Below are 1,764 nucleotides of genomic sequence, written 5' to 3'. Positions count from 1 at the left end.
GCTCTTTAACAATTTATCAGACAATCTGTGTGGGCACTCGCAGGATTGATATCAGCGTCTCCGGACGTAAAAAATATCAAGTCTCACGAGTGAACACATAATGAAATTCATTATGACGTTTTACAGATGAGCATCGCTGAACGTGTTTCAGCAAATCAAACTTAAATTGAAGAGTTTGATCATGGCTCAGATTGAACGCTGGCGGCAGGCCTAACACATGCAAGTCGAACGGTAGCACAGAGAGCTTGCTCTCGGGTGACGAGTGGCGGACGGGTGAGTAATGTCTGGGAAACTGCCCGATGGAGGGGGATAACTACTGGAAACGGTAGCTAATACCGCATAACGTCTACGGACCAAAGTGGGGGACCTTCGGGCCTCACACCATCGGATGTGCCCAGATGGGATTAGCTAGTAGGTGGGGTAACGGCTCACCTAGGCGACGATCCCTAGCTGGTCTGAGAGGATGACCAGCCACACTGGAACTGAGACACGGTCCAGACTCCTACGGGAGGCAGCAGTGGGGAATATTGCACAATGGGCGCAAGCCTGATGCAGCCATGCCGCGTGTATGAAGAAGGCCTTCGGGTTGTAAAGTACTTTCAGCGGGGAGGAAGGCGGCAGGGTTAATAACCCTGCCGATTGACGTTACCCGCAGAAGAAGCACCGGCTAACTCCGTGCCAGCAGCCGCGGTAATACGGAGGGTGCAAGCGTTAATCGGAATTACTGGGCGTAAAGCGCACGCAGGCGGTCTGTCAAGTCAGATGTGAAATCCCCGGGCTTAACCTGGGAACTGCATTTGAAACTGGCAGGCTGGAGTCTTGTAGAGGGGGGTAGAATTCCAGGTGTAGCGGTGAAATGCGTAGAGATCTGGAGGAATACCGGTGGCGAAGGCGGCCCCCTGGACAAAGACTGACGCTCAGGTGCGAAAGCGTGGGGAGCAAACAGGATTAGATACCCTGGTAGTCCACGCCGTAAACGATGTCGACTTGGAGGCTGTTCCCATGAGGAGTGGCTTCCGGAGCTAACGCGTTAAGTCGACCGCCTGGGGAGTACGGCCGCAAGGTTAAAACTCAAATGAATTGACGGGGGCCCGCACAAGCGGTGGAGCATGTGGTTTAATTCGATGCAACGCGAAGAACCTTACCTGGCCTTGACATCCACGGAACTCAGCAGAGATGCTTTGGTGCCTTCGGGAACCGTGAGACAGGTGCTGCATGGCTGTCGTCAGCTCGTGTTGTGAAATGTTGGGTTAAGTCCCGCAACGAGCGCAACCCTTATCCTTTGTTGCCAGCGATTCGGTCGGGAACTCAAAGGAGACTGCCGGTGATAAACCGGAGGAAGGTGGGGATGACGTCAAGTCATCATGGCCCTTACGGCCAGGGCTACACACGTGCTACAATGGCGCATACAAAGAGAAGCGACCTCGCGAGAGCAAGCGGACCTCATAAAGTGCGTCGTAGTCCGGATCGGAGTCTGCAACTCGACTCCGTGAAGTCGGAATCGCTAGTAATCGTGGATCAGAATGCCACGGTGAATACGTTCCCGGGCCTTGTACACACCGCCCGTCACACCATGGGAGTGGGTTGCAAAAGAAGTAGGTAGCTTAACCTCCGGGAGGGCGCTTACCACTTTGTGATTCATGACTGGGGTGAAGTCGTAACAAGGTAACCGTAGGGGAACCTGCGGTTGGATCACCTCCTTACCTGAAGATACCTTCCTCCGAAGTGTCCACAACAGATTGTCTGATAGAAAAGTAACGAGCA

At 53.6% G+C, this 1,764-nt stretch carries 1 rRNA gene; it reads left to right on the top strand.

What is annotated here, in order from left to right:
* Positions 1-163: 163 nt before the first annotated feature.
* A 16S ribosomal RNA gene (locus GSQ70_RS00580) occupies positions 164-1,703 on the top strand.
* Positions 1,704-1,764: the final 61 nt, after the last annotated feature.

Origin of the sequence: Pantoea sp. BAV 3049 (genome assembly GCF_009765445.1) — a bacterium.
GTDB lineage: Bacteria > Pseudomonadota > Gammaproteobacteria > Enterobacterales > Enterobacteriaceae > Erwinia.
This window is presented reverse-complemented; position numbering and strand designations above follow the sequence as displayed.